The following is a 25,238-nucleotide window of genomic DNA, read 5'->3' as shown; positions in this document are numbered from 1 at the left end:
CCTCGTTTGGGCTGAACGTCGGATGCGCCCGCGCTCAGCCGGTCATCGTCCTGAAATGGCCGAGCATGCGCGTTGCGTCGGGCTCGAGCCTGGTAAAGAGCCGAAAGGCGCCGACCGCCTGGAACACTGCCATGCCGCCGCCGTCGAGCGTGCGGCATCCGAGCCGACGCGCCTCCTTCAGAAGCGCCGTTTCCAGCGGAAAATAGACGATCTCCGCCACCCAGTGGCGGCGCTCGAGAAGTTCGGCATCAAGCGGCAGGCCGGGATATTTGGCCATGCCCGTCGGCGTCGCGTGAATGAGTCCGGCGGCTGCTCGCATGGCTTCAGCGAGGTCGGTTCCCGCCACGATTTCAGCATTCGGGAAATATCCGGAGAGCATGCGGGCGAGGGACGGCGCCCGCTCCGGTTCGCGGTCGAACACGGTGAGGTGCCGCACGCCAAGTGACAGTGCCGCATAGGCTGTCGCGACGCCTGCGCCGCCGGCGCCGAGTTGCACGACCGAGGAGAGGTCGGCTCCGGGGAGGCCGCGACGGAAGCTCTCAGCAAAACCCCACCAGTCCGTATTGTGACCGTAGCGCCGCCCGCCCTTCAGCACCACGGTGTTGACGGCGCCGAGCGATCGCGCCTCGGCGGCGAGTTCGTCGAGGTGCGGGATCACCGCCTGCTTGCACGGGTGGGTGATGTTGACGCCGGCAAGCCCTCGCTTCTCTGCGTCGGCGAGCAGTCGCGAAAGGTCCTTCTCGCTCGCGCCCAGCATATTGAGATCGATCAGCTCGTATTCATAGTCGAGCCCTTGGGCCGCGCCCTCCGTCATGTGCATCGCTGGCGTCAGCGAGGCCTGTATGCCGGCGCCGATCAGGCCGGCCTTCAAGGATCTTACAAGCGTATCGGTCATGGTCTCCGGTTCCATGTGTTCGTACCACGCGTCCGCGGGCGCTGGGCAGGCCCGTCCCTTCGCGAGACGGGCCTGCGGCTTCCCTCGTTACTGGCCGCGTACGGCGCCGATTTCCTTGAGCAGGGCCTGCACCGTCTCCTGGCCGATGTCGGCGCTGAACTTCTCGATCATCGGCTTGACCGCGTCGCGCAGGCGCTGCGTCTCCTCGGGGCTGAGTTCGCTGACCTCCATGCCGGTCTTGCGGATTTCCTCGAGCGCTGCGGCATCCTGCTCGCGCGAAACCTTGCGTTGGAAATCGCGCGCCTCGACCGCGGCCTGCTGCAGAACCGTCTTCTCCTCGTCATTGAGGCCGTCCCAGAACTTCTTCGAGATCAGCACGATCTGCGGGTTGTACTGGTGACGGGTCAGCGTCATGTATTTCTGCACCTCGTAGAACTTCGCGTTGAGAATGTTCGCGGCTGGGTTCTCCTGGCCGTCGACGGTTCCCGTTTCGAGCGCGGTGTAGAGCTCGGTATAGGGGAGCGGCACCGCGTTGGCGCCGAGCGAGTTGAAGAGCTCGACCGGGATCGGTGACTGGATCGTGCGGATCTTCAGTCCCTTGATATCTTCGAGCTTGGTGACCGCGTGGCGGTTGTTGGTGAGGTTGCGGAAACCGAGTTCCCAATAGGCAAGGCCGACGAGCCCGGTGTCGGACAGGCGCTCCATCAGGCCTGTGCCGAACGGGCCGTCCATCACCTTGTCGGCCTCCTCGCCGCTGTTGAACAGGAAGGGAAGGTCGACCGCGCCGAACTCCTTGACGTTGCTCGCAAGAATGCCGGCGTTGAGCACGGTCATCTCGATCACGCCGCCCTGCAGCGCCGAAACGGTCTGGACGTCGCCGCCGAGCGTGCCGCCCGGGAAGAGCTTTACTTCGATCTTGCCACCGCTCTTTTCCTTCACCAACTCGGCGAATTTCTCCATGCCGGTCACCTGCGGGTGACCCTTGTTGTTGGCCGAGGCGAATTTGATCGTCTGGTCGCGGATTTCCGCCAGCGCCGGCCCGGCCGTCAACAGTGTCAGTGGCAGGGCAAGGCCCAATGCCAGTTTCGTCAGTCTGTTCAACATGTTTTCCTCCCAGGTTGGACCGGTGTCACGCCGGCCGTGTTGACAGTCAGAATTCACGCCCGTCAGTGCCCGAACCAGGAGACCGGAACGGTCACCAGCTGAGGGAACAGGACGAGCAGGAAAAGAACGATCAGCTCCGCGATGAGGAAGGGCATCACGCCCTTCATCAGCTCTTCCATCGACAGTTTCGAAACGCCGCAGATGACGTTCAGGACCGTGCCGACGGGCGGCGTGATGAGGCCGATCGAGTTGTTGATGATGAAGAGTACGCCGAAGTAAACCGGGTCGATGCCGGCCTGCTTGATGATCGGCATAAGTACCGGCGTCATGACCAGGATGGTCGGCGTCATATCCATGGCGGTGCCGACGATGACGATCAGAACCATGATGGCGATGAGCAGCGCCGTCTGGTTGTCCATCAGCGGCTCGACCAGCGCGGCCAGTGCGCCGGGCACATCGGCCACGGTGATCAACCAGGCCGAGACTGCCGCGCAGGCGACCAGGAACATGACGACAGCGGTGATCTTCGCGGCCGAAACGAATACGTGGAAGAGCTGCGACGGCGGCAATTCGCGATAGACGACCATCGAGACGAAGAGCGAGTAGACAGCAGCGACCACGCCGGCTTCCGTCGGGGTGAAGACGCCGAACTTCAGCCCGACGATGATGATCACCGGCAGCATGAGCGCCCAGAAGCTGTCGATGAAGGCCCTGAGGCGCACGGCGCCACTTTCTCTCGGCGGTAGCTCGAACTGCTCATTGCGGGCGACGAGTAGCCAGGTGACGCAAAGGGCGGCGGCGATCATCAGCCCAGGGAAAATGCCGGCGAGGAAGAGCTTGGTGATCGAGACGCCGCCGACCACGCCGTAAAGGATGAAGCCGATCGACGGCGGAATGACCGGGCCGATCACAGAGGCCGACGCCAGCAGTCCGCCGGCACGCGCCGGGTTGTGGCCGCTTTTCAGCATCATCGGCAGGAGGAGGGCGCCGAGTGCGGCCGCATCGGCGACGGCCGAGCCAGAGAGGCTAGAAAGGATGCAGGCTGCGAAGATCGCCACGAATCCGAGGCCGCCGCGGATATGGCCGACCGTCGCCATCGCGAGCGCGACGATGCGGCGGGAAAGGCCGCCGGTGTTCATGACCTCGCCGGCCAGCAGGAAGAAGGGGACAGCCATCAGCGGGAAGCTGTCGGCGCCGTTCAAGACATTCTGCGCGACGATTTGAGCATCGAACATGCCGAGATAGAGCATCAGTGCGACGCCGCTCAGGATGAGGGCGAAGGCGATCGGCACGCCGAGTGCCATGGGTCCGAGAAGCGCGCCGAGAAAGATGGTGACCGTCATCGTCGCCTCCTTAATGCTTTGGCGAAAGCTGGCCGAGCACGGGCTCGGGCAGATCGTCGAGGGCGGCCTCATCCTCGCTCTCGCGCACGAGGTCGACCGTCGTCACGTCGATGCGGCCGGTCGCGATCGCGAAGGCGTCGGAAAGAAGGATCAGGAAGGCCGGGATGCCGAAGGCGAGACCGGCGCCATAGAAGAAGGCCATCGGAATGCCGGTCGCCGGCGCGCCGACATGGAGGTTGATCAGCGTCTGCGTCCAGCTGCCGCTGATCACCAGCCATGTGGCATAGAGCATCAGCGCATGGCCGCAAAGCACGGCCACCTTTGCGGCAGACGGCGGCAAGCGCTTGATGAGGGAGTCCACGCCGAGGTGGCCATGCTCGCGCATGGCGACGACCGCGCCGAGAAAGGTGAGCCAGACGAAGAACATCCGCGACAGCTCCTCGGAAACCGTGATGCCCTGGTTGAAAGCGTAGCGCAGGACGACATTGCCGAAGACAAGCACGAGCATGCCGGCAAGCAGCATGGCGATCGTTACCTTGAGTCCGAAGAAATAGAATTCGATGATGCGGGCCATTCGCTCCTCCCAAAGCGATAGGGCGTGCCGGCACGTCGCCGACGCGCCAGTGGCAAGCCTGCTCCTTCCAACGCGCGGCGGTCCGCCGGCGGCCGTCCCACGCTCCTCAGCACGGTGCGGCATCTGATTTCTAAAATGTACTAACTAGTTCGAATGTCAAGCGCCGTGCTATTGAAAGAGGATGATAACGTGAATATGACTTGAAGCATTGCCCTTGCGGGCCACAGCTTCGGGTCGAAAATCGGCAGCGGTCTTCGGCGAGGCAGAATGTCTCCGATCGGAAGACGAGGCGTTTCGGACGTTCACGGGGCGCGTCTAGGCTGCAGGCAATAAGCGCGATGATTCAATTGCCTGTCGAGGCGGGAAGCAGTACGGAAAATGGCGGAACGGCAGGGAAACGGCAGAAAGAACGATCCACAGAGAACGCAAGAGGATATCCTTGCGGTAGCGACCGAAGAGTTTTCGACGCACGGGCTCGCCGGCGCGAGAGTGGACGCAATTGCCGAACGCACGCGCACGTCGAAGCGGATGATTTATTACTATTTCGGCAGCAAGGAGGGGCTCTATCTCGCAGTGCTGGAGCGCTCCTATCGCAGGATCCGCACGCTCGAGGCCGATCTCGAACTCGCCAACCTGCCACCAGAAAAGGCGCTGAGGACCCTGATCGAAACCACCTTCGATCACGACGAAGCCAATCCCGACTTCGTCCGCCTGGTCAGCATCGAGAACATCCACCATGCCGCGCATATGCTGCGTTCGGAGGCGATCCGCGACCTCAACGTCTCGGTCATCCAGATGATCGAGGCCATCATCGCCCGCGGTCTCGCCGACGGTACCTTTCGCCGCAAGGCCGACCCGATCGACGTCCACATGCTGATCAGCGCCTTCTGCTTCTTCCGTGTCTCGAACCGCTATACATTCGGCACGATTTTCCGCCGCGATCTCTCGGAAAAAACGACGATCGAACGGCACCGCACGATGATCGCCGATGCGGTCATAAGCTATCTGAAATCGGCGGAAGACGAGCCTACTTCTGCGTAATCTCCTGGCACAGCCGCGTTCCTTGGTGCGTCTCAAAAGACGCGCGGCGCTGCAATCAGGGAACGAGTACCGCCGCCCCGCTGAGCCTGCCTGCACGAAGATCGGCGAGGGCACGATTGGCTTCCTCAAGCGGGTAAACGATGGTGTGCGTCTTGACGCCGGCTTCTGCCGCGATTGCGAAAAACTCGCGGGCATCCTGGCGCGTGAGGTTTGCGATCGAAACGACCTCGCGTTCGCCCCAAAGGACGGCATAGGGCATGGCGGGGATATCGCTCATATGGATACCGCCGCAGACCACCCGACCGCCTTTGCGGACGACCTTCAGCGCTGCGGGCACGAGGCTTCCGACCGGCGCGAAGATGATTGCCGCGTCGAGCGGCTCCGGCGGCAACTCGGCCGAGCCACCAACCCAAAGCGCGCCGAGGTCGAGCGCGAAACGTTGCGCCGCCGCATCCTCCGGGCGGGTAAAGGCGTAAACCTGCCGCCCTTGCCAGACGCAGATCTGGGCGATGATATGCGCGGCGGCGCCAAAGCCGTAGATCCCGATCCTTCTGCCGTCGCCGGCCCGTTTCAGCGAGCGCCACCCGATGAGGCCCGCGCAGAGGAGCGGTGCAAGTGACACGGGATCGCCATCGGGATCAAGATCGAAAGCATAGTTGGCATCCGCGATGACATCCGTGGCGAAGCCGCCGTCGCGGGTATAGCCGGTGAACAGCGGATCATCGCAGAGATTTTCCGCGTTCGATCGGCAGTAGAAGCAGCTTTGGCAGGTATGGCCGAGCCAGGGGACACCCGCGCGCCGGCCGATGCGTGCCCGATCGACACCGCTGCCGACGGCTTCGACGATGCCTACGATCTCATGACCCGGAACGAGCGGCAGCTTCGGCTGCGGCAGGTCGCCATCGACCACATGCAGATCGGTGCGGCAGACGGCACAGGCCTCGACGCGCAACCGGATCTCACCGGCAAGCGGCTCGGGAAGCGGCCGCTCCACAGCTTGCAAGGGTTCACCGATCCTCTCGAGGACCATCGCGCGCATCCGCTTCGGCCTCCCTGCAGTTGCAAAGTCTCGTCGCAGTTCGTGCTGTTCGAAACGCGGCTCGGCAATGATATCCTTTCGTGATGGGTGGCGGATAGCCTCTTTCCATCGCGTCGCAGTTCACCGGTGTCATCAAGGTAGCCACCGGCTTCGGAAGGATCGCAAATGCCGAAAAGAAGCGCGGGCATCCTGCTTTACAAACATGAGAATGGGGCACTCCGTGTCCTGCTCGTCCATCCCGGCGGTCCCTTCTGGAGCAACAGGGACCTTGGTGCGTGGTCGATCCCCAAGGGGGAATACGACCCGGACGAGGAACCGGAGGCAGCCGCTCGGCGCGAGTTCCTCGAGGAAACCGGCATCGCGATGAACGGGGCGCTGGAACTCCTTGGGGAACTGCGCCAGAAAAGCGGCAAGCTCGTCACCGCCTATGCCGGCGAGAGCCATGTCGACATCACCGATATCCGCAGCAATATGTTCGAGATGGAATGGCCGCCTCACAGCGGAAAGACGCAGGCCTTTCCGGAAGTCGATCGTGCCGGATGGTTCAGCGTGCCGGAAGCGCGGGAGAAGATAAACGCGTCCCAGCGGCCGTTTATAGATCGCCTTGAAACGTTGCACGTAGATCGCCTTGAAACGTTGCACGGCAAGAAGCTGTCCCCTGAATGACCTTCAGTGGATGGGCGATACTGCAGGCATCAATGATCTTCGCGGTAACGCAACGCATCGACTACAACCTTGAATGCTGGGGAGTTCTGATGTCGGCTTGGATAATAGATGTAGTACCCGGCGAAAGGAGGCGACCAGGACTCGAGTAGGGGTATCAAGCGCCCCGCTATGATGTGTTCCTTGACAAGGTCGTCCGGCACATAGCCTATGCCGTGACCGTTCAGGGCGGCATCGACTATGGAGTAGGAGCTATTGAAGGTTAATTGTCCGTCGACCCTGACGCGGAGCTCTTGCCCGTCCCTCTCGAACTCCCAGACATAAAGCCCACCGCTCGTTGTTTGGCGCTGATTGATGCAGTTGTGCTGGATCAGTTCCTGGGGATGCCGCGGTGGCAGGCGATTTTCCAGATATTCGGGCGACGCGACGGCCAGAAGGCGCCAGTCGGGCCCGATCCGGACCGCGATCATGTCCTTCTCGATGCTCTCGCCAAGGCGAATGCCTGCGTCAAACCCATCTTCCACGATATTCCGCAAGCCGTTGTCCCTGCTGAGTTCAAGCTTGATGTCGGGATACTGCGAGAGGATCGGCTGCAGTTTGGGCCAGACCAGGCTCTCCAGTGCATGATCAGACAGCGTGATCCTGATCGTGCCGGACGGCTTGTCGCGAAGGGCCATGAGTGCCGCTAGATCGTCGCGTATGGCGGATACCCGCGGCGCCAGCGAATGCAGCAGGCGTTCGCCAGCTTCCGTCAACGCAACGCTCCGGGTGGTCCGGGCCAACAGCCTGAGGCCCATGCGCGTTTCCAGGCGCTTGATCGTGTGACTGAGGGTCGACTGGGTGATGCCGAGCTTGGCAGCCGCCTTCGTAAAGCTGCGTTCTTCGGCAACTGCCAGGAACCATAACAGATCGTTGAAGTCTTCCTTGGCCATCGCCCTACGTCCGGATGCGCGTCTTCGATTTATGCCGCACATCGATAAATCTAAGCGAACTATGGCCACTAATCCATATGCATCGCCTCTGCTAGCGTCTCCTCTGAAACAGTTCGCCGTCTGTTTCGACATCCCGTTGGTACGCAACCGCCTCGAGGACGCCCCATGGAACTCACCATCAATGGTACGAAATACCAAGTCGATATCGAGCTGGACACGCCGCTGCTCTGGGTTCTGCGCGACGAACTGGGCATGACCGGCACCAAATATGGTTGTGGTCTCGCCCAATGTGGCGCCTGCACGGTGCTCATCGATGGACAGGCGACGCGCTCCTGCGTCACGCCGATGGAAAGCGTTGCGGGTTCCGAGATCATGACCATCGAGGCGATCACCGAAGACCCGGTAGGCCAGAAGGTGGTGGAGGCATGGGTTTCCAATCAGGTCCCGCAATGCGGCTACTGCCAGTCAGGCCAGGTTATGGCCGCGACAGCGCTTCTGAAGGAGAGCCCGCAACCGACGGATGACGAAATTGCCGGCGCGATGGTCAATCTTTGTCGCTGCGGCACCTACAACGCAATCGCGGCTGCCGTCCGGCACGCTGCTCAATCTTGATGTTGGGGCAGACCATGAACGACATGACACCCGTCGCCTCTGAAATCATGACCAGCGAAAACGGCAAGCCCTTCAAGCTGTCCCGGCGCGGCTTTCTCGGAGCCTCGCTCGGCGCGCTCGTGCTCGGTGTCACACTGCCCGCCGGTCGAGCCGGGGCGCAGGCAGCCGCCGCATCCGTCACACCCGGCACGCGGGTCGGCGCCTTTCTGGAAATCCGGTCCGACAGCACGGTCCTGTTTCGTAGCCCCTTCATCGAAGGAGGGCAGGGGATCTTCACCGCCATGGCGCAGATCGTCGGAGAGGAGCTCGATATCGATCCCACGCAATTCGTGATCGAGGGCGCGCCTCCGGGTCCGGATTATCTGCTGACGGGCGGCGGGCGCTTTACCGGCGGCAGCATGTCGGTGCGCATGAGCTACGACACCATGCGCAGGCTCGGCGCATCGGCGCGCCAGATGCTGCTTCAGGCAGCCTCGGCGCGGCTGGGTGTGCCGGTATCGGAGTTATCGACCGAGCCGGGCCGCGTGGTGCACGCCGCTTCGGGTCACACGATTTCTTACGGCGAGATCGCGAATGCAGCGGCAGAGCTGCCGGTTCCGACCGACGTCGTGCTGCGCTCTCGCGCGGACTTCCGCTGGATCGGCAAGCCGGTGGCACGGCTTGATGTGCGCGACAAATCGACGGGCAAGGCCCAGTACACGATCGATCTGACGGTTGACGGCATGCTGTATGCCGCCGTCCAGCACAGCCCGCGTCTCGGCGGCGAGCCGGATGCGTTGGTGAATGAAGCGGACGTTCGCGGCATGACCGGTGTCCATTCCGTTCACAGGTTGCCAGGAGCCGTTGCAGTGGTCGCCAACAGTTGGTGGCGCGCTCGCATGGCGGTCGAGGCTCTGCAGGTGACCTGGACCGATGTCGCCCCTCAAACAGCGCATGCCATGCCGGCCAATTTCTCGACCGAAGCGCACATGGCGAAGTTGAAGGCGACGACCGGCGACGGAGTTGTCTTTGAAACAGAGGGAGACGCTGCGGGTGCGCTCGCCGGTGCTCACCGCGTGATCGAGGCGACCTATGACGCGCCCTATCTGGCCCACGGCCAGCTCGAACCGCCATCCGCGCTCGCGCGTTGGAACGACGACGGATCGCTCGAGCTCTGGATTCCCAACCAGGCGCCGGAAATGTTCCAGGCCGACGCCGCCAAGGTGGCCGGCATCGCGCCGGAAGAGGTGATCATCCACTCGCCGATGCTCGGGGGCTTCTTCGGAAGGCATTTCCTCTACCAGACTGCCAACCCGTATCCGCAGGCAATCCTGCTCGCAAAGGCCGTTGGACGTCCGATCAAGCTCCTCTGGAGCCGCGAGGAAGAATTCCTGCGCGATACGCTGCGCCCGATGGCGGCGGTCCGCTTCCGCGCCGGGCTGGATTCCAACGGAATGCCGGTGGCACTCTCTGCCGTCTCGGTCGGAGAAGGACCGACCGGCCGCTGGTTCGGCCGCCGGCCGGACAAGGTCGACAGTTCTGCCGTCGAAGGCATCGCAGGCAAAGTCTATAAGATCCCCAACCGGCGCGTTGGGCAGATCCATGTGGACGACCCGGCGATCATCGGCTTCTGGCGCTCTGTCGGCCATTCGATGAACGACTTCTTCTATGAGACCTTCTTCGACGAGATGGCCGATGCGGGTCAGCAGGATCCTTATGAATTGCGACATCGTCTGCTGGCTGACAGTCCGCGCCAAAGAACGCTGCTGGAAGAGGTAGCGGACCTCTCCCGGGGGTGGAAACGTGGGCCGTTCACGGCCGAAGACGGGACAAGGCGCGCCCGTGGCGTGGCCATGGCCTCACCCTTTGGGAGCGAAGTCGCGACGGTTGCCGAAGTGTCCTTGCAGCAAGGCCAGATCGTCGTACACGATGTATGGGTCGCGATCGATCCGGGCAGCATCGTCAACCCCGCGGTCATTGAAGCGCAGGTGAACTCGGCCGTGGCGCTTGGCCTTTCCTCCGCTCTCCTCGAAGAAGTCGTCTATGTCGACGGCATGCCGCAGGCGCGCAACTACGACGCTTATCCGATTCTCACGCCCGATCGCATGCCGCGGGTACACGTGCGGATCGTGGAAAGCGGCGCACCCATGGGCGGCATCGGCGAGCCCGGCTTGCCCGGAGTGCCACCGGCCGTCGCCAATGCCGTCTCTGTGCTGGCAGGCCGCCGCGTTCGACGCCTGCCGTTGTCCAAACTCGATCGCAAGGGAGTCGACGGTTGAAAAAACTAGCCATTGCTCTGACTTTTCTCATTGCCGCCGGGGTCGCGCCGCCCGCCCTCTCTCAGGGGGCGGACGCCGCGTCGGCTCAGAGGCTGTTTCAGCAACGTTGCGGCGGCTGTCATCAGATCGCAACGCCACGAAACGGCGTGGGGCCGAGTCTGCAGGGCATCGTCGGGCGAGCAGCCGGCGCCGTTGAAGACTTCAGGTATTCCCCTGCGCTCAAGGACTCCGGCGTTACATGGACTCCGGCGACGCTGGAAACATTCCTGACCAACCCGACCACAATGGTGCGCGGCACGCGCATGACCCAGCGCTTCAGCAATGCCGACGAGCGGCGCGCGATCATAGAGTTTCTGGGGTCACATCAGGTCTGGAACCAGCCTTTCGATGCGGCGGCGTTGCCACCAGCGGCGCCGCCACGCGGATTGCAGGCAAGGGAGCGTGAACTCGGGAGGTTCGCAGCGCGTCTCCACACTTATGCGCCATATCGATAAATCCAAGCGAATTATGGCAGCTAATCCCATCGATCTATGGCTGCTAATGGGGCGCGGCAAACCTGAGACCCGGTCCTTGAGGATATGACACATGGCTAATGCAACATTCGACGAGAGTCTGGCGAAACCCACAGCCGCCTGGGGCGCCGTCGTATCCATGGCGCTTTGCGTCTCGGTGCTCATTGCCTCGGAATTATGCCGGTCAGCCTGCTGACGCCGATCGCTAGCGATCTTCGCCTGAGCGAGGGGCAGGCCGGGCAGGCGATCTCGATCTCGGGTCTGTTCGCGGTGATCACCAGTCTTTCCGTGGCGGGGTTCACGCGAAACATTGATCGCAAGGTCGTCTTGTCCTTTTTCTCGCTGCTGCTGATCGTCTCCGGTCTCATCGTGACCTTCGCGCCTAATCACGCGGCCCTCATTGGCGGGCGGGCGTTGCTCGGCATTGCGATCGGCGGATTCTGGTCGATGTCCACAGCGCTCGTCATGCGCCTGTTGCCGGAGAGTGCCGTGCCGAAGGGTCTTGCGATGCTGAACGCCGGAAATGCCATCGCGGCCACGATCTCGGCTCCGCTCGGCAGCTTCCTGGGTGCCTACATTGGCTGGCGAGGTGCGTTTTTCTTCGTGGTGCCTTTGGCGCTCATCGCACTTCTCTGGCAATGGATGAGCATGCCGTGGCTGCCGCCGCGCCGGCGCACGGCAAAAGGCAACGTTTTTCGCCTTCTGCGCCGCCGTCAGATTGCGCTGGGGATGACGGCAATCCTGCTGCTGTTCATGGGACAGTTTGCTCTTTTCACCTATCTCCGGCCTTTCCTGGAGGCGGTCTCCGGCTATTCGGTTTTCGCGCTGTCGCTGGTTTTCTTGTTGATGGGGCTCGCCGGCGTCGCAGGCACTTGGTGCATCAGCCGGTTGCTTTCCACGCGCCTCTATTCGTTCATGATCGTCATTCCGCTCGTAATGGCCGCGATCGCACTTCTGCTGATCGCCATGAGTTCTCTCAAGTTGCCGGTCGCAGCCTTGCTGATCGCGTGGGGCTTTTTTGGCACGGCGGCGCCGGTCGGTTGGGGAACGTGGCTCAGCCGGGTTCTGCACGACGATGCGGAGGCCGGCGGCGGTCTTCAGGTGGCGGTCATCCAGTTTGCCATCACCATCGGTGCGGCAGCCGGTGGCCTGCTGTTCGATTGGGCAGGATGGTGGAGTTCCTTCGCCTTCGCCGCTTTTCTGTTGCTTGGATCCGCACTGGCCGGCTGGGCAGCCTGGACCGAATGGGAGCATTCGCGATGAAGCGGCAATCACGCTCGCTCACCCGCCGAACTCTCATCGGAGCTGCCGTCGCCGGTGCGGTCATGCCTCGTCTTGCATGGGCTCAGAAGGAGACGAACATGAAGATACGCATCGCTTTTGCCGATCAAGATTTCACGGCGACGCTATACGACAACCCGTCAGCCCGCGACTTCACCTCGATGCTGCCGCTCGATCTCACGATCTCGGATTTCTCAAACAACGAAAAGATCGCTTACCTTCCACGCAAGCTCAAAGAGGAGGCCAGAGGACCGTTCCCCGATGCGGCTCCCGGCGACCTCTGCTACTATATCCCGTGGGGCAACCTTGCCTTCTTCTACGGGAACTACCGCTCTTCAAGCGACCTGATCCGCCTTGGCCATCTGGATGGCGTCTTCGAACCCTTGCTCACGCGCGGCGAGTTTCCGCTTCGCATCGAGCGCCAGTCCTGAGATCCGTTGAAAAGAGCAGAAATCGTCCGAGCGACCGTCCTGCACGGCAGGGGCGACATCCGCTGCGAGGACGCGGCGGAGTGCCGTTCATCGATGTGGCGGAAGACTACCATGCCATGGACGAGCGCCGCGCGATCAAAACGCTGCCCGTGTTTGATGCGGCTCTACAGCGCCGCGCATCTTAACGCAGCAGGTCGAACGCGGATGTTCGGTCCAATGCACCGAAAGGCGGCCTTTATTCCGCCCGCTTCTTCATCTTCTGTTAAGGAATACATTCCTTTGCGGAGATCTTGTCCATGGCGCTCGGCGCATCCCAACGTTTGCATGACGGCGTTGCGGCCGTCGAAACCATGACGCGTTTTGCGCTTGCAGTGCTGGCGCTCGCCTCGGGAGTCTATACCTATCTCGGCGTACGCAGCATTCTCGACGGCTCGCCGACTGCGGTCTTCTTCGCGGCGATCATCTACTCGGCCTCGGTCTCCGTCGGCATCTATGCCTTCTGGTCCTACATGGCCCGCTTCTATCCGCATGTGACCACCCACACGGGCCGGGCCGCCATGTTGGGCGTGATGGCCCTGGGCGCGGCCATGATCATTGCGATGTCGAGCTGGCTCAATGCGGCGGCGCTGGCAGGCTCGGCCGCGCTCGAACAGCATCTCGCCGAAACTGTGGAGGATTATACCGCCGACCTCGACCAGGCGCACCAGAATGCGCTTGCGGCCCAGAGCCTGCTGCCCGATATCCAGCGGGCATCCGAGCGCTTCGCCCAGCTTGCCGCCTCGGAGCGGCAATCGGGAGCGCTCACCGGCACGACCGGATCGGGAAGCGTGGTGCAGCTTCTGTCGCAAATGTCGGCGCAGATGAAAGAGCTCGAAAATGGCATCAACGCCTCCCGCGAACAGCTCACGATGCTGTTCAACGAAGGGCAGAAGCGGCTCGAAACCATGCGCACGCTGGTCTCCGCGCCGGGTGCTATCGAACCGCGTGCCGACCAGTTTTCCTCCGAAGTGGTGGCGCTCACAGGCGTAATAGCCTCGCTGGGACAGACTTCCATCGCGCCCTCGATCCGTCGCGCCGCAGACGACCTGTCCCTCGGCTTTATCGCACCGGTGGCTGACGGCGGTGATGCCGATCTCATCAACCGGCAGGACACGGTGATGGAGACGGTGCGGACTTCGGTTGCAGCCCAGTCCAAGGTGCTCTCCGAAGCGGCCGACGAAATCCTTACCCGGGCCCCGGTGGCGGAGCGACGCTTCGTTCCACTGTCTTCGGCCGAAGCCGTGTTGCGCTATGCGACTGATTTTATTCCCGCTTGGGCTGGTGCCATTTCCATCGACCTGCTGCCGGGCGTGTTGGTCTTCATTCTCGCCGCCGTGCACGGGGCCATCCGCAAACAGGAGGAGAGGTTGCCCTTTGCCGAGCGCATCACGGCTGCCGAACTTCTGCAAGCGCTGCAAGTGCAGCGAGCGGTAACGGCAAACGGGATAGACCTCGCGGAGATCGGTGCTCAGACGAAAACCGAAAGCAACATCGAGGAGCCGAGCAATATAACCAGTCTCGACCCGAGAACGCGTGTCAAGGATCGGCCGCATGAGGATCGATGAGCCGTTCAAGGCGCTGATGCGGCTCGACGACGGTGTGCTGATGCGCGGCGCTTTTTTCATCTTGCTGTCGGCTGCGGCGGTCTTCCTGCTGATCGACATGCGCGACATCACGGCAATGAACGCCGAACTGCCGGGTTTCGGCCCGATGCATGAGCCCATCCTGCCTCCGGCCCTGACGGAGGGCATGCCCAACGCTCCATCGGTACAACCGGCAAGCTCCCATGAAGTGCTGCGCCAGCCGATGAGGTTCGAGCTCACATCCGGCGGCGTCTTGCTCGCCGAAGGCACCATCGACCTTGGGGCAGGAGCGCGCTTCGCCCGGGAGATCGAGGCGCGCGGCGAATATGTAAAGACGGTGGCGCTCAATTCCCCGGGCGGCTCGGTGGAAGACGCGCTGGCCATTTCGAAACTGATCCGCGAAATGAAGCTCAACACCAAAGTGGCGTCAAAAGCCCTCTGCGCCTCCTCCTGCCCGATCGTCTTTGCCGGCGGCGTGGGGCGCCTGGCTGAAAAGGATGCGGTGGTCGGCGTGCACCAGTTTTTCAACGGCAGCAAGAACCGGTCGACATCAGAACAGGCCATGTCAACCGCGCAATCCACCACCGCCCGGGTCGCCCGCCATTTCGATGCAATGGGCATTGGCGCCGGGCTCTGGATCAATGCCCTCGAAACGCCGCCGGACCGACTCTATTACCTGACGGCGAAGGAGATGGCCGATTTCAAGCTGACCACCGAGCCGGTCGCAACTGCCAAGAAGAAGAGTTAAGCCTTCCCGCAGTCCGCCGCGGCTTAGATCATTTCACTGACACAATCTCGGCGCCTTGTGCGGCGTCAGTGCGTCGTCGTTACCTTCACTTGTCCCTTCCGTTCCAGTACATCGACAACGACCTGGGATCTCGCGCGCCTCAGCGCTACGTCGACGAGCCCCGAACTGGTCCGCAGGCGTGTCAGCACGACCTCGTCGAGAAACGGTGGGAGCGTCGGCTCGTTCAGGGTCACATGTCCCCTGTCGGGATCGAAACCGAGGCCGATCATCGATTGAAGCAGATGGATCGGTGCTGCTGCCGCCCAAGCCTGTGGCACACAGGAAACCGGGTAGAAAGTCGGACCGCGTGCCCGCTGGCGGGCGAAGCCGCAGAAGAGCTCCGGCAGGCGTCTGAGGTCTATATAGGTCGATGCCGCGAATAGCCCTTCGAAGATGCTGGCCGCTTCGGTACGGAACCCATAGCGCACGAAGCCTGATGCAATCAGCGCGTTGTCGTGCGGCCAGACGGAGCCGTTGTGATAGCTCATCGGATTGTACCGGGCCTCCGAGGCAGCGATCGTGCGCACGCCCCAGCCGCAGAAGGAGGATTGCGCCATCAAGGTCGACACGACCTTTCCGGCGCGCTCGGGGAGGGCGATGCCGGTGAAGAGCGCGTGGCCCGCGTTGGAGGAACGGACGCGGCAAGGATTCTTATCGCCGTCGAGAGCCAGCACATAGGTCGCGAGCTCGTCGTCGAAGAACGCCTTGTCGAAGCGGATGCGCAGATCTTCCGCTCGTTGCTCGAACCTCATCGCGTCCCCGTCATGGCCGAGCTTCCGCGAAAGGCCAGCGGCCGCCTGCCAGGCGCCGAAGACATAGGCCTGTACCTCGGCAAGCGCGATCGGCCCCTCGGCCAATCTCCCATCGGCATGAAAGATCGAATCGTGGCTGTCCTTCCAGCCCTGGTTCACGAGGCCCTTTGCGGTCCGGCTTCCATATTCGACGAAGCCGTCGGCGTCGCGGTCACCGAAACGGTCGATCCAGTCGAGCGCGGCCACCACGTGTGGCCAGAGGCTTCGCACCGTCTGCAGATCGCCGGTGCGATCGAGATAGGCGCCGGCAAGGATGATGAAGAGAGGCGTCGAATCGATGCTGCCGTAGTAGCGCCGGAAAGGCACTTCGCCGAGTTCCGCCATTTCGCCGTAGCGCATCTCATGCAGGATTTTGCCCGGTTCCGCATCGGCGGCAGGATCGAAGTGGGTCGCCTGGTTCGCTGCGAGATGCCTGAGCACGCCTTTTGCGATCTCCGGGTCCAGCCACAGGGTCTCGAGTGCGGTGATGAGCGCGTCGCGGCCGAAGACGGTGCTGAACCAGGGGATGCCCGCGTAAGGGTAGGGACCTTCAGGAGTTTCGGTGAGCAGCACGTAGAGATCGGCGGCGCTGCGTCTCACAGCCTCGTTGAACACTGCGTTGGAGGTGACGATCGCGGCGGCGCGCGAGGACGAGTAGCGCAGCGCCCTCCTGGCGTCGCGAAGCGCCAGAAAGAAGTTGAAGGAGGAAGGATTCCGGTTCTCCTGACGGTCATGGCAGATGATCTCGATGAAGATCGATTTCGCCTGATGAGGCGCGAGCGCGACGACGAAGCGCGCCTTTGCGCCAGAAAGTGTCTGTGGCACTGGGTCGAAGCGCAGGGCCGTGCTGCGGGTCCGGCGATCGAGCCCGTCATAGGCCAACAAGACGCGGTCGTTGCCGACAAGCGGGCTATGATAGCTACCGCGGCGTGACCTCGATGTGCCGCGTACTTCGAAGAGATCGGCGAAGTCGGCGGAAAATTCTAACTCGGCGTTCACCGTTCTCGGCATTTCGTCATAGTTGCGGAGCACGAGGCGCTCGTAGCAGGCCTCTTTCCACAGGAAACGCGTGCGCCGCACGTGAATGAGATCGTGCTTCAGCACCTCGCCGCCCGCATCGAGCACCAGCGCCGGATTGGTGAGATCGCACTCGAGTGTCGCATTGTCGTCCCGCAGCGTGGAACTCAGCAACAGCGGCCGAACGCCGTTCAACGTCAGCACGAACTGCGAAAGATGCCGGGTGTCGCGGTGGAAGATCCCCTCCGGATTGGACGGAGAGGAGAGCGCATCGCCATTGTGGTCGAACACGGCGAAGGTGTCGCCGTGCTTCAAGGATCGCGAGGTCCGCTCGTAGCGCGAAACTGCTGCAGGCACCGTATTTGCTTCGTCGGGGAGGGCTTCGGCCGGCCCCCCGTAGATATCGGCTCCCATAGGTTCGATCTCCGTTACATCAGCTCAGGCGACCCTGGTGAAGGCAGTGCGGACGCCGCTTTCGTCCGTCGCATGGATCGGCATGACCTTTTGACGCTCGCCCGTCAGGCCGCGATAGATGTCGAGATAGTCGTTCGCCATGCGCCGTGCCGTGAACCGCTCCTCGAACGTCGCCCGGACAGTGCGACGATCGATGCGGTCTAGATCCTGGACCGCCTTCACCGCCTCCTCCATGCTGTCGACGAGGAAGCCCGAGACGCCGTGGTCGATGACTTCGGGCGCCGAGCCGCAGCGGAAGGCGACCACCGGCGTGCCGCAGGCCATCGCCTCGATCATCACCAGTCCGAAGGGTTCCGGCCAGTCGATCGGAAATAGCAGGGCGCGCGCATTTCCGAGGAATTCGGCCTTCTGCTGCTCATTGATTTCTCCAATGAACTCGACGTTCGCGTGCTGTTGGACAAGCGGTTCGATCTCATTGCGCCAATAGGGCTCGTCGACCTTGTCGACCTTGGCGGCGATCTTGAGCGGCATATCAACCCGGGCAGCAATTTCGATGGCGCGATCTGGCCGCTTTTCCGGCGAGATGCGCCCAAGGAAGGCGAGATAATCGCCCTTCGGAGCGCTGGTGAACGGCAGCACTTCAGGCGCCAGCCCGTGATGCACCGTGGCGACCCAATTGACGGGGGGCATTGGCTTTCGCTGGTCGTCCGAAATCGAAACCAGGGGAATATCCGGGAAGGAAGCGTAGAACGGCTTGAGGTCGGGCAGGTCAAGCCTACCGTGCAGCGTCGTCACCGTCTTCCTTGCGAGGCTCCGAATGAGGGGGAAGTGGAGGAGGTCAATATGGAAGTGCAGGACATCAAAGCTCTCCGCTTGCCTGCGCACTTCTTCGAGCAACATCATATGGTAGGGAATCGGGTCCTGAACGGCAGGGTTCAATCTCAGCGCCATGTTCGAGCAGGGAACGAGCTTAGCTGACGTCGTGGAATCTCCGCTCGCAAAGAGCGTAACCTCATGGCCTTGCGCAACGAGCTCTTCTGTCAGGTTGTAAACGACCCGCTCCGTTCCGCCGTAGAGCTTCGGTGGGATGCGTTCGAATAGGGGTGCAATCTGCGCGATCTTCATGGGCAAACGTCCGTCATCAAGTGAGGTTTAGACGATGAATCACGCGCAGGCCGGGATTCCGATGCTGGAGCAGCAGGGGCCTTAGTTTCCAGGCAGCCAGCGGATGAACGCCACTGGTCAGCAGACGACAGCCGCGAAGCAACTGATGCAGCACGATTCCATCAAGGAAGTCGGCGAGCCCAAGCCCGAACAGAGGGCTGGTTGCTGTGGGAAAATGTGGGCGGTCGTTTGCGGCATCTGCCATCGCGTGAATCTCGCGTTTGGGGGCAACCGTAATGGTGGCACCGTCTTCCGCACATTCCTGACCTTATCGGAGGCGCCGCCAAGCTTTCGTGGGAGCTTCGGCTCGGGCCTCGTCCCGGACGGTATTTCCGCCCTTCATCTGAATGTGCAGACGTCAAACAGCCCCGACGAGGCAATGTTCCGCAATGGAGATGTCAGCTTCAGGAACAACGAAGCTCCGAAAACGTTCTTGCGCAAACCATGGAGGGAGCCATGCAGGAATTCCTGTGGGACAAGCCCGTAAAGGTAGGCAATTTCGGCGGCCGCGAGCGCTGCATCAACGGTCCTCACGAGGCGCTGCAGTGCCTTTCGGAGTGGCCGGAAGGCGGCGGCTGGTTCTATGAACGCGCAAGGAACCGTTGCTACGCTGCCTTGGAGATGAGGGGAGACCTGGCGCTCTCCCGCCAAGCCTTTGTTGCCGCGGCGATTGAAGCCTCATTCCAGTGCGACTGAGATCCATCCGAACCGACGGTTGGCGCAGCAACTCCCGCGAGAATGCGAATGCCTTGGAGCTTCGTCCATTGATCACCAGCCAGCTCTGGGCGCTCGACCTAATCAGTAGCTGCGTAAGTGAAGCCCCTTGGCGCTTTCGAGACCTTCAGAAGCGTTTAGCCGTCGATTGCAAACAATGCGTTGAGCGATGCCCGCGGCTTAGGGAGGTAAATGCGCGGGCATCGCTCGTTGCCGACTCCAATCTCGACGGCAGCGTCGGAGCCGGCTGGTTGTCGCTTGGGATCGCGACACTTTCCAAACTTGCCCTCGGTTGAATCGTTCCACGCTTAAGAGACCCAATCAGGCGCGCTTGCTCTTCTCCCTCCGGAGCCTGGATGAGCAGTATCAACAGGAGTGCGGAACTGATCCCGGCTGTTCAAGATTTTAACGTCACGGTACGGCGGCTACGCACTCTGGCGAGTTAGCCGGCAGGTGGTCCTTGCGCGGACTGGCGGCAAATGTGACGACGGCGCGGCCCAGAGGCCGGTATCGATTGTGAACGGGAGTAATCTCCATGGCGGAGCATATCAAGCATAAGCTGATGAAGGCGAGTGAGATTCCCGACTTCGTCGACGACGTCATCAAGACCGGTTGCAATATCTGCGCCGTAGGTCACGACAAATACCTCATCGGGGAGGCCGACCTGCCGCCGCTTGAACAGGAAAGAGTATGGCGGAAGCTGGCGAAGATCGACGAGATTTACGGTGATCGCGATTTTCTCAAGCTGGAGATCGTCAGCTACCTGCGGTCCATTGGCCGGTACCTCGACGTTGGCGCGGACGGTTCTGAATAGGACCGCTGGCGTGGTGAAGCGTCAATGCACCGTGTGAATGGATTGGTCGAGAAAGCTGCGGATGCCGTCCCGCTGGATGGTCGCCAGGAATTCTTCAAACGCTTCACGGTCGGTGGCGAACAGATCATCCCAGACGGTCGAGTATCCTTCTTGATCGACGACCTCGAGCGTCCAATCGCCGTTTGTGCCCGCCGGGCGATAAATACCGATAATGACCATCACGCCGTCATCGACAAATTCGCCGGAGAATTCAGAAAACTCGTACTGCTGTTCGTTTTCAGCCATTGCCATTTATAACATGTTCCTGGGCAAACGCGATTGCTGGCTTGCGAGTGCAGGAAGGTGCCGTGCACCGTGAAGGCCGATGGCGAACGAACCGCCTGTCCTCTCCAGCGCTTGGCTCGTCAGAACACCGCCAGATATCTCAGCAGCGACAAGATGCCGATGATGATCACGATGGCCTGAACGAGTTGCTTGGTGCGCCCCTCGATCGGGAGGCGGTTCACGAGGTAGAGCACGAGAATGACGACGAGAAAGGTAATCAGGATGCTGATCAGTATCGACATGTAACCGCCTCGAATGCTTGGTGCATGGAGCTTCAACTATGAGAGGTGGAACAAAAAGCAAGTGATGGCACACATACGACCCATGTCGCTCGTGTCTGTTTCCGTCTCGGCATCGAGCGCGGCTGCGCAGGGTACGGGCGCCGTTGCCGGCCCTCCACGCTTCGTCGATGCCGGCGGAGACCGGCCAAGGGAACATTCATCCTTGTCTCGACGTTTTGCGCTCCTGAGGAGTGATGCCGTTGAACGAACCGCAAGTTCGCAGCGATGGGCTGCAGGTCGAAGAGCATCGGCAGTTCCAGGAAGCATTCTGGAGTGCCGAAAGGCTTGCATGGTTGGGATTTGCTGGCGTCCTCGTTCTCGTCATCTTCGGCGTCACCGGCTCGGGTGGGATATTCTCGAAACAAGCTATCCGCTTCCAGGAAGGCACCGCTGAGTTTCCTCGTTTCAGCCGCTGGGAAGCGCCTGAGGCCATAACAGCATTGCTGTCAGCGCGAGGGCCGGGTCCGAAGGTCACGATCAGTCAGGAATTCTTTCGGAGCTTCCGGGTGGAGGCGATCCACCCGACGCCGGTCTCCGCCGAAGCGGGCGACCATGGCACGACCTACCACTTCCGCTCGGTACCGGGGCAGGACGTCTTGCTCACTCTCAACGTTCGACCTCACCGGCCCGGCATCGCCGATTATCGGGTGGGGGTAAACCGGGAGCCTGTTCAAACCGTTCGGACGGTTGTTTGGCCCTAGATCATTTCATTGTTTCATTGAAACAGTGCAGTGATCTAACCCTTTGAAATGACGCAATTCCTGACGGAAAGCCGTTACACACTTTCCTGGAATTGCTCTAGGAGTGATCGCATGGAATCTGTTGCCCGCGGCGCCGCTATATACTTCATCTTGCTCATCGTGCTGCGCCTTTCCGGCCGACGCACCGTCGCGCAGATGACGACTTTTGATTTTGTGCTGCTACTTATCATTGCCGAGACGACTCAACAGGCGCTGTTGGGAGAAGACTTCTCCATCACGAACGCGACCGTTCTCATACTCACTCTCTTCGGCCTCGACATTCTCTTGTCCTATGTGAAGCAGTCGATGCCCAAGGTGGCCTTGCTTCTGGACGGTACGCCCACCGTTCTCATCGCGGAAGGTAATATCGACACGCATGCATTGAAACGAGCGAGGGTGGACCTGGAGGAGGTGCTGGCTGCCGCGCGGGAGCAGCACGGCCTGGCGCGGCTCGACCAGATCAAGTTCGCTATTCTCGAAGCGGATGGGGGCATCAGCATCATACCCCAATAGGGGCATCGGAGTACCCGGCGAGCCACCAAACAGCAGGGTCTGACCCTCAGCCGGCGGAGCCCAGTCGCATTCATTCCGTTCGAGCCGGTTCAGCGGAAAGGTGACGTCCCCGCCAAAGTGGCGTTACCGCTGCGACCGCAGAAAGAGTCGCGACTTCAGGCGTAAGGCAGCGTCAGGCTTCTCGCTGCTCCGATGGCGCCGGATCTTGCGCGCGCTCGACCATGTAAGCGTTTGCGGAATGCGGGGCGATGAGGCACCTGCTGCACTTCGTCGCTACCGGCGGTTTGCGGCGTATGGCCCCAAATCGCTGAATGTTTCGGTGGCCTTGTTTGCTCTCCGCGCAGTGGCCCGAACCACAACAGCGTCAATGCCACCTCGAGCGGTGATGCCATGACAACAATCAGCAAAGCGGCTTCCATGGAGATCCCTTCCTGCCCCGAACCGGCTCCGCTAATGCTTGGCGGTCCGACCTTGCTGGTCGAAATCGAGCAACTTGCGGGTGATCGCGGCGGTATGTTCGCCGAGCCATTGTGCCATCGACAGCTCCTGCTGCAGGATGACTTCGGTCGGCGTACCCATTCTCGCTTCCTTTCGTCCTTTGTTCCTTGCAAGGATAGAACCCGAGGGCTCCAGAAATGTTCCTGAGGCGACCAGCCGGACGCCGGGCTGCTAACGCAGGGCGGGCGCTTCCACACAGAGTTTTGAGTGGACGGGCAAGGATTGCTCACTATAGATGCTTGTGAGGACTGCCGAGGGTCGTGATGGAACGCAAACTCGCAGCAATCGTAGCAGGCGATATCGTCGGCTACACGCGCCTGATGTCCGAGGATGAATCCTCGACCTACGCCGCATTGCGCGCGGCGTTCAGCGGACTGATCATCCCTACCGTTGAGAAACACGGGGGTCGAACATTCAAGACGACCGGGGACGGCTTTCTCGCGACTTTCCCGAGCGTCAACGAGGCCCTCGATGCGGCGATCGAAATCCAGAACGGATTCCTCGAGCAGCCGTTTGACATGCGTCTCGGCATCAACCTCGGCGACGTTATAGAAGACAATGGCGACATGTTCGGTGATGGCGTGAACGTCGCTTCCCGGCTGGAGGCCATGGCCGAACCAGCCAGCATTTTCGTCAGCGAGGCGGTGGTCCGTAGCGCCGACCGGAGCCGCAGCAAACTTTTCTACAGTGTCGGGAGAAGGCAGGCCAAGAACATACGCGAGCCGCTTGCCGTCTATGCCGTTCGGATCGAGCCCGGCCAAGGCAGCGGCCGGAACTGGATACGGCGGATTGGTCGTGGTCGAGCTGCTTTGCCTTACGCGGCGGGGGTGACAGCGCTTGTCCTTGTCGCCGCCTTGCCCCAAATGCCCGCATTGAGGGCAATCCGCGCGGATATCAGCGACAGTATTCTGCGCCTGTCAGGCGCCGAGCCTGCAGATGCCCGGCCGGCTGTCGCGGTGCTGCCCTTTGACAATATGAGTGGCGAAGCCGACCAGGACTATTTCGCCGACGGGCTGACCGAGGACATCATCGCCAATCTTGCGCGCAATCCCGAACTTCAGGTGATCGCACGCAATTCGACCTTCGCCCTGCGCGGTCAGGCGGAGGACATCCGCAGAATCGGGGAAAGACTGGGGGCAGGCTATGTGGTGGAAGGCAGTGCCCGACGCTCCGGCGACCAGCTTCGTGTAGTGGCACAGTTGATCGACGCGCGCAGCGGCGCGCATCTTTGGTCTCGCAGTTATGACCGCCGCGTCGAGGACATCTTCTCGGTCCAGACCGACCTGACGGCCGAGATCGTGTCGCATCTTGTGTCCTATGTTCGTGAATCGGAGGTCTCGAATGCGGCTGAACGCCCAACCGAAAACCTTCAGGCCTACGACCTCGTCCTCCAGGCGCGTGACCGCTACAAACACGGGTCGAAGGATGCCGAAGCGCTGATTGCCGCCCGTGCGCTGCTTCACCGGGCCCTCGAGCTTGATCCCGGCTACGCTGCTGCGCGCGCCAATCTCGGAATGACATATATCGTCGACTTCGCGCAGAAAATCAGCGGCAGGGCGACCATGACTGACGTGGAAACGGGTCTCAGCGAGACGCGCCAGGCCGTTCGGCTCGATCCAAATCTCGCTGTCGGCTATCAGGTCCTCAGTTTCGGCCTCTCGGTTACCGGCGACTACGCAGGTGCCATGCAGGCTGCACAACGCTCGGTCGAGCTCAATCCGAACGATCCGGACAGCCTGATGGCGCTGGCGAAGGCGCAGGTGCGATTCGGCAGCTATGACGAGGCGGTACGCAACGCCGAGCGGGCGCGCCGGCTGCATCCCATGGCGCCAGAATACTACACCTATGTCTACGGCCAGGCACTCTACGCTGCCGGCCGTCTCGACGAAGCCGACCAGGTCTTGCGGGAATGCCTGATCCGTGCGCCGGGCGAGGCAGACTGCCTGCTGATACACACGGCGGTCCAGAGCCAGCGTGGAGACGTGCAAGGAGCGCAGCGCACTATGGCGCGGCTGACGGATGTGAAACCTGAGTTTTCACTTGCGGATGAGCGCGCCAATCGTCGCTTCGGCGCCTCCCCGCTCATGGACCAGTTTCTCTCGCAGCTTGCAGAGGCGAGGGCCCCGGACGTAACGAGTGGCTTCGTTTACCCGCGCCTTGGACCATTGCTATAGGGGCGGACCGCCGCGTGTTGTTGGCGTTCACCCATCCAGTGACGGGATTACAGCCGGACATCCAAGAGCTTTGCAATCGAGTGATTCCCAACTGAATCAGCTTCTCGACACCGCTCGGCGTTTCATTCAAGCACGCCTCAATCCACAACCCATCAAGGACGGCGTGGACGATGATGGTCGTGTTTTCTACCTCGCCGGCGGAAAGCGGCCGGCCTTCTGCTTCGAAGACGGCTGCTATCAGAGGTTCGGTGGCGCGCCGCAGGTCCAGATAGCTCTGGTCACGCACGGCCGCGATCAGCGGATCGACCCTGCTTTGGCTCACGAACGTGGCCCAGAGAGAAAGCATCCTGTAGTCCGAGGCGGGAGCATCCAGGGTCGCGACGATGAAGCGGCGAAGGCGTTCATGCGGTGTGCCCTCGGTTGAGGTCAGCTCCCGCATCGATGCAGCAGTTATGAGCTCGATCGTCCTGCGATAGGCGGCGACGATCAAGTTCGCCTTGGCGTCGAAATGATGCCGAATCAAACCGTTCGACACCCCAGCGCGCGCGGCGACGGCGCGAACGGACGTCGCCTGGATGCCAAGCTCGTGGCCGCGCTGACGCATGCGAATTGAAACGGGGCGGTGGACAGAAGCCACCGAAGGACATCGCCGATAAAGACCGCTTTCGATCTGATGCGCGAGAACGGCCCATGATTTCGC

At 61.7% G+C, this 25,238-nt stretch carries 26 protein-coding genes and 1 pseudogene; 14 read left to right on the top strand and 13 right to left on the bottom strand.

The features are described from left to right. Positions 1–34 precede the first annotated feature (34 nt). From QN219_RS18535 to QN219_RS18520, 4 genes are all read right to left on the bottom strand, one after another. Positions 35–895: a shikimate dehydrogenase gene (locus QN219_RS18535; protein WP_284001284.1), complete on the bottom strand. Its 861-nt coding sequence runs from the start codon at positions 893–895 to the stop codon at positions 35–37. A gap of 87 nt (positions 896–982) precedes the next feature. Then, positions 983–1,999 (bottom strand): TRAP transporter substrate-binding protein, encoded by a 1,017-nt coding sequence (locus QN219_RS18530; RefSeq protein WP_284001283.1) that lies wholly within the window; start codon positions 1,997–1,999, stop codon positions 983–985. 62 nt (positions 2,000–2,061) lie between these two features. Next, a complete protein-coding gene (locus tag QN219_RS18525) occupies positions 2,062–3,342 on the bottom strand; it encodes a TRAP transporter large permease subunit (protein ID WP_284001281.1) in 1,281 nt (426 codons plus the stop codon). A 10-nt stretch (positions 3,343–3,352) separates the two neighbouring features. Next, positions 3,353–3,916 carry a TRAP transporter small permease gene (locus QN219_RS18520; protein WP_284001279.1) on the bottom strand — a complete coding sequence of 188 codons (564 nt, stop codon included), beginning with the start codon at positions 3,914–3,916 and terminating at the stop codon, positions 3,353–3,355. A gap of 378 nt (positions 3,917–4,294) precedes the next feature. Here QN219_RS18520 and QN219_RS18515 point away from each other — a divergent pair, with 378 nt between their 5' ends. Further along, complete coding sequence (locus QN219_RS18515) at positions 4,295–4,957, top strand: TetR/AcrR family transcriptional regulator (protein WP_284001278.1); 663 nt, start codon at positions 4,295–4,297, stop codon at positions 4,955–4,957. A 55-nt stretch (positions 4,958–5,012) separates the two neighbouring features. Here QN219_RS18515 and QN219_RS18510 read toward each other — a convergent pair whose 3' ends face one another. Next, on the bottom strand, positions 5,013–5,996 hold the full coding sequence (locus tag QN219_RS18510; protein WP_284001277.1) for a zinc-dependent alcohol dehydrogenase family protein: 984 nt from the start codon (positions 5,994–5,996) through the stop codon (positions 5,013–5,015). Between the two features lie 165 nt (positions 5,997–6,161). Here QN219_RS18510 and QN219_RS18505 point away from each other — a divergent pair, with 165 nt between their 5' ends. Further along, positions 6,162–6,662 (top strand): NUDIX domain-containing protein, encoded by a 501-nt coding sequence (locus tag QN219_RS18505; protein WP_284001276.1) that lies wholly within the window; start codon positions 6,162–6,164, stop codon positions 6,660–6,662. 29 nt (positions 6,663–6,691) lie between these two features. On the opposite strand, the gene QN219_RS18500 is transcribed toward QN219_RS18505, so the two are convergent. Next, positions 6,692–7,591 (bottom strand): LysR family transcriptional regulator, encoded by a 900-nt coding sequence (locus QN219_RS18500; RefSeq protein ID WP_284001275.1) that lies wholly within the window; start codon positions 7,589–7,591, stop codon positions 6,692–6,694. A 165-nt stretch (positions 7,592–7,756) separates the two neighbouring features. On the opposite strand from QN219_RS18500, the gene QN219_RS18495 reads away from it, so the two are divergent. The 7 genes and pseudogenes from QN219_RS18495 (at position 7,757) to QN219_RS18465 (ending at position 15,055) form a co-directional block, all read left to right on the top strand. Then, positions 7,757–8,203: a (2Fe-2S)-binding protein gene (locus QN219_RS18495; RefSeq protein ID WP_284001273.1), complete on the top strand. Its 447-nt coding sequence runs from the start codon at positions 7,757–7,759 to the stop codon at positions 8,201–8,203. A gap of 14 nt (positions 8,204–8,217) precedes the next feature. Further along, positions 8,218–10,461, top strand: coding sequence for a xanthine dehydrogenase family protein molybdopterin-binding subunit (locus QN219_RS18490; protein WP_284001272.1), 2,244 nt, complete (start codon positions 8,218–8,220; stop codon positions 10,459–10,461). After that, positions 10,458–10,955 carry a cytochrome c family protein gene (locus QN219_RS18485; RefSeq protein WP_284001271.1) on the top strand — a complete coding sequence of 166 codons (498 nt, stop codon included), beginning with the start codon at positions 10,458–10,460 and terminating at the stop codon, positions 10,953–10,955. Before QN219_RS18490 ends, QN219_RS18485 begins: the two co-directional genes overlap by 4 nt. A 91-nt stretch (positions 10,956–11,046) precedes the next feature. Continuing rightward, a pseudogene (locus QN219_RS18480) lies at positions 11,047–12,236 on the top strand (MFS transporter). 98 nt (positions 12,237–12,334) lie between these two features. Then, the gene (locus QN219_RS18475) at positions 12,335–12,685 is read left to right on the top strand and encodes a cyclophilin-like fold protein (protein WP_405052168.1); all 351 of its coding nucleotides are present in this window, start codon (positions 12,335–12,337) and stop codon (positions 12,683–12,685) included. Positions 12,686–12,981: 296 nt separating this feature from the next. Next, positions 12,982–14,289: a hypothetical protein gene (locus QN219_RS18470; RefSeq protein WP_284001269.1), complete on the top strand. Its 1,308-nt coding sequence runs from the start codon at positions 12,982–12,984 to the stop codon at positions 14,287–14,289. Beyond that, positions 14,276–15,055, top strand: a complete 780-nt coding sequence (locus tag QN219_RS18465; RefSeq protein WP_284001268.1) for an ATP-dependent Clp protease proteolytic subunit — start codon at positions 14,276–14,278, stop codon at positions 15,053–15,055. Before QN219_RS18470 ends, QN219_RS18465 begins: the two co-directional genes overlap by 14 nt. A 65-nt stretch (positions 15,056–15,120) precedes the next feature. On the opposite strand, the gene QN219_RS18460 is transcribed toward QN219_RS18465, so the two are convergent. From QN219_RS18460 to QN219_RS18450, 3 genes are read right to left on the bottom strand one after another with little or no spacing between them, the layout of a single operon-like run. After that, positions 15,121–17,316, bottom strand: a complete 2,196-nt coding sequence (locus tag QN219_RS18460) for an amylo-alpha-1,6-glucosidase (RefSeq protein WP_284001267.1) — start codon at positions 17,314–17,316, stop codon at positions 15,121–15,123. Between the two features lie 24 nt (positions 17,317–17,340). Beyond that, on the bottom strand, positions 17,341–18,441 hold the full coding sequence (locus QN219_RS18455) for a glycosyltransferase family 4 protein (protein ID WP_284001266.1): 1,101 nt from the start codon (positions 18,439–18,441) through the stop codon (positions 17,341–17,343). Between the two features lie 16 nt (positions 18,442–18,457). After that, positions 18,458–18,685, bottom strand: a complete 228-nt coding sequence (locus tag QN219_RS18450; protein WP_284001265.1) for a hypothetical protein — start codon at positions 18,683–18,685, stop codon at positions 18,458–18,460. A gap of 251 nt (positions 18,686–18,936) precedes the next feature. Between QN219_RS18450 and QN219_RS18445 the strand changes: the two genes are divergently transcribed. Then, positions 18,937–19,176, top strand: a complete 240-nt coding sequence (locus QN219_RS18445) for a DUF982 domain-containing protein (protein WP_284001264.1) — start codon at positions 18,937–18,939, stop codon at positions 19,174–19,176. 553 nt (positions 19,177–19,729) lie between these two features. Continuing rightward, on the top strand, positions 19,730–20,008 hold the full coding sequence (locus tag QN219_RS18440) for a hypothetical protein (RefSeq protein WP_284001263.1): 279 nt from the start codon (positions 19,730–19,732) through the stop codon (positions 20,006–20,008). A gap of 21 nt (positions 20,009–20,029) precedes the next feature. Here QN219_RS18440 and QN219_RS18435 read toward each other — a convergent pair whose 3' ends face one another. Continuing rightward, on the bottom strand, positions 20,030–20,293 hold the full coding sequence (locus QN219_RS18435; RefSeq protein ID WP_173512503.1) for a hypothetical protein: 264 nt from the start codon (positions 20,291–20,293) through the stop codon (positions 20,030–20,032). 119 nt (positions 20,294–20,412) lie between these two features. Next, entirely contained in the window at positions 20,413–20,574 is a 162-nt protein-coding gene (locus QN219_RS18430) for a Thivi_2564 family membrane protein (protein ID WP_173512156.1), read from the bottom strand. Between the two features lie 239 nt (positions 20,575–20,813). Between QN219_RS18430 and QN219_RS18425 the strand changes: the two genes are divergently transcribed. Next, the gene (locus QN219_RS18425) at positions 20,814–21,314 is read left to right on the top strand and encodes a hypothetical protein (protein WP_284001262.1); all 501 of its coding nucleotides are present in this window, start codon (positions 20,814–20,816) and stop codon (positions 21,312–21,314) included. Positions 21,315–21,425: 111 nt separating this feature from the next. Further along, positions 21,426–21,866, top strand: coding sequence for a YetF domain-containing protein (locus QN219_RS18420; protein ID WP_284001261.1), 441 nt, complete (start codon positions 21,426–21,428; stop codon positions 21,864–21,866). 450 nt (positions 21,867–22,316) lie between these two features. On the opposite strand, the gene QN219_RS18415 is transcribed toward QN219_RS18420, so the two are convergent. Then, a complete protein-coding gene (locus QN219_RS18415; protein ID WP_284001260.1) occupies positions 22,317–22,445 on the bottom strand; it encodes a hypothetical protein in 129 nt (42 codons plus the stop codon). 182 nt (positions 22,446–22,627) lie between these two features. On the opposite strand from QN219_RS18415, the gene QN219_RS18410 reads away from it, so the two are divergent. After that, positions 22,628–24,538: an adenylate/guanylate cyclase domain-containing protein gene (locus QN219_RS18410; protein WP_284001259.1), complete on the top strand. Its 1,911-nt coding sequence runs from the start codon at positions 22,628–22,630 to the stop codon at positions 24,536–24,538. On the opposite strand, the gene QN219_RS18405 is transcribed toward QN219_RS18410, so the two are convergent. Continuing rightward, the gene (locus QN219_RS18405; protein WP_284001258.1) at positions 24,447–25,175 is read right to left on the bottom strand and encodes a TetR/AcrR family transcriptional regulator; all 729 of its coding nucleotides are present in this window, start codon (positions 25,173–25,175) and stop codon (positions 24,447–24,449) included. The genes QN219_RS18410 and QN219_RS18405 overlap by 92 nt on opposite strands. Positions 25,176–25,238: the final 63 nt, after the last annotated feature.

The sequence above is a fragment of the Sinorhizobium sp. 8-89 genome (assembly GCF_030124325.1).
GTDB lineage: Bacteria > Pseudomonadota > Alphaproteobacteria > Rhizobiales > Rhizobiaceae > Sinorhizobium.
Note: the sequence above shows the minus strand (reverse complement) of the source record. Positions and strands in the feature narration are given on the sequence as shown.

Coding starts and splice junctions, on each gene's coding strand:
- QN219_RS18505 (WP_284001276.1), top strand. CDS start 6,162: ATGCCGAAAAGAAGCGCGGGCATCCTGCTTTACAAACATGAGAATGGG.
- QN219_RS18475 (WP_405052168.1), top strand. CDS start 12,335: ATGAAGATACGCATCGCTTTTGCCGATCAAGATTTCACGGCGACGCTA.
- QN219_RS18510 (WP_284001277.1), bottom strand. CDS start 5,996: ATGCGCGCGATGGTCCTCGAGAGGATCGGTGAACCCTTGCAAGCTGTG.
- QN219_RS18430 (WP_173512156.1), bottom strand. CDS start 20,574: ATGTCGATACTGATCAGCATCCTGATTACCTTTCTCGTCGTCATTCTC.
- QN219_RS18440 (WP_284001263.1), top strand. CDS start 19,730: ATGGCGGAGCATATCAAGCATAAGCTGATGAAGGCGAGTGAGATTCCC.
- QN219_RS18445 (WP_284001264.1), top strand. CDS start 18,937: ATGCAGGAATTCCTGTGGGACAAGCCCGTAAAGGTAGGCAATTTCGGC.
- QN219_RS18495 (WP_284001273.1), top strand. CDS start 7,757: ATGGAACTCACCATCAATGGTACGAAATACCAAGTCGATATCGAGCTG.
- QN219_RS18525 (WP_284001281.1), bottom strand. CDS start 3,342: ATGACGGTCACCATCTTTCTCGGCGCGCTTCTCGGACCCATGGCACTC.
- QN219_RS18535 (WP_284001284.1), bottom strand. CDS start 895: ATGACCGATACGCTTGTAAGATCCTTGAAGGCCGGCCTGATCGGCGCC.
- QN219_RS18465 (WP_284001268.1), top strand. CDS start 14,276: ATGAGGATCGATGAGCCGTTCAAGGCGCTGATGCGGCTCGACGACGGT.
- QN219_RS18470 (WP_284001269.1), top strand. CDS start 12,982: ATGGCGCTCGGCGCATCCCAACGTTTGCATGACGGCGTTGCGGCCGTC.
- QN219_RS18500 (WP_284001275.1), bottom strand. CDS start 7,591: ATGGCCAAGGAAGACTTCAACGATCTGTTATGGTTCCTGGCAGTTGCC.
- QN219_RS18415 (WP_284001260.1), bottom strand. CDS start 22,445: ATGGGTACGCCGACCGAAGTCATCCTGCAGCAGGAGCTGTCGATGGCA.
- QN219_RS18520 (WP_284001279.1), bottom strand. CDS start 3,916: ATGGCCCGCATCATCGAATTCTATTTCTTCGGACTCAAGGTAACGATC.
- QN219_RS18410 (WP_284001259.1), top strand. CDS start 22,628: ATGGAACGCAAACTCGCAGCAATCGTAGCAGGCGATATCGTCGGCTAC.
- QN219_RS18435 (WP_173512503.1), bottom strand. CDS start 20,293: ATGGCTGAAAACGAACAGCAGTACGAGTTTTCTGAATTCTCCGGCGAA.
- QN219_RS18490 (WP_284001272.1), top strand. CDS start 8,218: ATGAACGACATGACACCCGTCGCCTCTGAAATCATGACCAGCGAAAAC.
- QN219_RS18450 (WP_284001265.1), bottom strand. CDS start 18,685: ATGGCAGATGCCGCAAACGACCGCCCACATTTTCCCACAGCAACCAGC.
- QN219_RS18530 (WP_284001283.1), bottom strand. CDS start 1,999: ATGTTGAACAGACTGACGAAACTGGCATTGGGCCTTGCCCTGCCACTG.
- QN219_RS18455 (WP_284001266.1), bottom strand. CDS start 18,441: ATGAAGATCGCGCAGATTGCACCCCTATTCGAACGCATCCCACCGAAG.
- QN219_RS18460 (WP_284001267.1), bottom strand. CDS start 17,316: ATGGGAGCCGATATCTACGGGGGGCCGGCCGAAGCCCTCCCCGACGAA.
- QN219_RS18515 (WP_284001278.1), top strand. CDS start 4,295: ATGGCGGAACGGCAGGGAAACGGCAGAAAGAACGATCCACAGAGAACG.
- QN219_RS18420 (WP_284001261.1), top strand. CDS start 21,426: ATGGAATCTGTTGCCCGCGGCGCCGCTATATACTTCATCTTGCTCATC.